This window comes from Streptomyces sp. NPDC058295, assembly GCF_042880655.1.
GTDB classification, from domain to species: domain Bacteria; phylum Actinomycetota; class Actinomycetes; order Streptomycetales; family Streptomycetaceae; genus Streptomyces; species Streptomyces coriariae.
This window is the reverse complement of record NZ_JBHVYO010000112.1, coordinates 1-2,004: the sequence shown is the minus strand read 5'-3', so window position 1 is coordinate 2,004 and position 2,004 is coordinate 1. Positions and strand designations below refer to the sequence as shown.

The 2,004-nt window shown below is 71.8% G+C and carries 1 protein-coding gene; it reads left to right on the top strand.

The features are described 5' to 3' along the window. Positions 1 to 231 precede the first annotated feature (231 nt). Entirely contained in the window at positions 232 to 1,950 is a 1,719-nt protein-coding gene (locus ACFVYS_RS43775; protein ID WP_389511453.1) for a pyridoxal phosphate-dependent aminotransferase, read from the top strand. Positions 1,951 to 2,004: the final 54 nt, after the last annotated feature.

Sequence of the window (2,004 nt, the reverse complement as noted above, 5' to 3'; positions counted from 1 at the left end):
ACGGGCCCCGCCTTTTGGCGGGGCCCGTTCCGTTTCGGTGCACCCGTGCAAGCGGACTCGGCGAACCGGCCCACCTTCACAGGCACCACACAAGTTCTTACCGATTCCTCAGCGATTGAACAGCGTCACTCAAACCTTCGTATGTAAGGGCGGCCCGCGCTCCCCCGCGCGGGCCACCCAATGACGACGGGCCCGGTCGTCCCCGCCGGGCCCGCCCCATACGGAGGTTCCATGGCCGACAACGTCTCCTCGTTGTTCCGCAACACCGCGGCGCACAGCCCGTCGATGGCGGCGCTGACGCGAGAGGGCGGCGAGGGAGTCGGCCCGGTGGACTTCTGTATCCCCTGCAACCCCTACTTCCCCACCCCGGCCATGATGGACACCATGGCCGCGCGGCTGCGGGACATCATCACGTACTACCCGAGCGGCGCCGACACGATCACGGCCGAGCTGTGCAACCTGCTCCAACTCCCGCCGCAGGCCGTGGCGATGGGCAACGGATCGACCGAGCTGATCACCTGGATCGACCACCTGCTGGTGCGTGAGTCCCTCGCCGTCCCCGTCCCCACCTTCGGCCGCTGGACCGACCAGCCCATGGAGACCGGCAAGCGCGTCGACATGTTCCCGCTCCAGGAGTCCAGCGGCTTCGCCCTGGACCTCGCTCAGTACGCCGAGTTCATCCGGACCCGCGGCACCAGGGCCGCCGTCATCTGCAACCCGAACAACCCCGACGGCGGCTTCCTGCACAAGCACGCGCTCGTGCAGTTCATGGACGCGATGGCCGACCTGGACCTGATCGTCATCGACGAGTCGTTCCTGGAGTTCGCGGACGCGGAGCAGGAACCGAGCGTCGTGCAGGAGGCGATGATCCGGCCCAACGTCATCGTGCTGCGCAGCCTCGGCAAGAACTTCGGTCTGCACGGCATCCGGTTCGGCTACATGGTCTCCAACCCGTCGCTCGCCGGCCGGATCCGCTCGATGCTGCCGAAGTGGAACCTCAACGCCTTCGCCGAGTACGTGGTGTTCATGCTGAAGGAGCACGGCCCCGAGTACGCGCAGAGCCTGATGCAGGTGCGCCGGGACCGTCTCGACATGGCGAGTCAGCTCAGCGCGCTGCCCGGGCTGACCGTCTACCCCTCCCAGGGGAACTTCCTCTTCGTGCGCCTGCCCGTCGGCGCCGAGGGCACCGTGGTCCGCGACCGGCTGCTCGCCGAGCACCGCATCCTGGTCCGCGAGTGCGGCAACAAGATCGGTTCGTCCAGCCGCTTCCTGCGGCTCGTGGTGCGCCCCCAGGTGGACGTTCGTCGCCTGGTGTCCGGCCTGGAACAGGTGCTCTACGGGACCAGGAGGGGAGCCGCCGTGCCCGAGCTGAGCACCGGGAACAGCTACAGCTCGGGCACGCCGGCGGTGGACCGGCTGGTCACCAACGGGTCCGGCATGCACAACCTCGCCGCTCAGGCCATGGGCGTCGCGATGCCGGGGCTGGTCGCGGCCGCGCCCGCCGTCGGCGCCCCGATGGCGATGCCCGCCCCGCCGATGGCCCCGGCGATGGCGCAGGCCACTCCGTCCGACGGCGCCGGGATGCCGATGCCGGCCGCGGCCCAGATCTTCCCCCAGTCGGTGCCCGCGCCGGCCCCGGCCCCCGCGCCGATTCCCGCCCCCGCCCCCGTCCCGGCCGCGGCTCCGCCGATGGCCCCGGCCGCCGCGATGGCACCGGCCGCGATGGCACCCGCCATGGCACCCGCGGCGATGGCACCCGCGGCCATGTCACCCGCCATGCCTCCGGCCCCCGCCCCGCCGATGGGCCCGACCCCGCCCGGCGTCCCGGCCCGCGGCGGCCTCACGGCCGCCCAGGTCCGGGGCACCAACGGCCTCTCCCCCGCCGCCGCGACAGGCTGGCCGAACGCCCAGAGCTGGCCGAACGCGGCGGGGATGGGACAGGCGGGATAGGACCTCACTCCGCAGACCCGTTGCGCCCCGAACGGCCGAGGGCTGTTCGGGGCG

Coding starts and splice junctions, on each gene's coding strand:
- ACFVYS_RS43775 (WP_389511453.1), top strand. CDS start 232: ATGGCCGACAACGTCTCCTCGTTGTTCCGCAACACCGCGGCGCACAGC.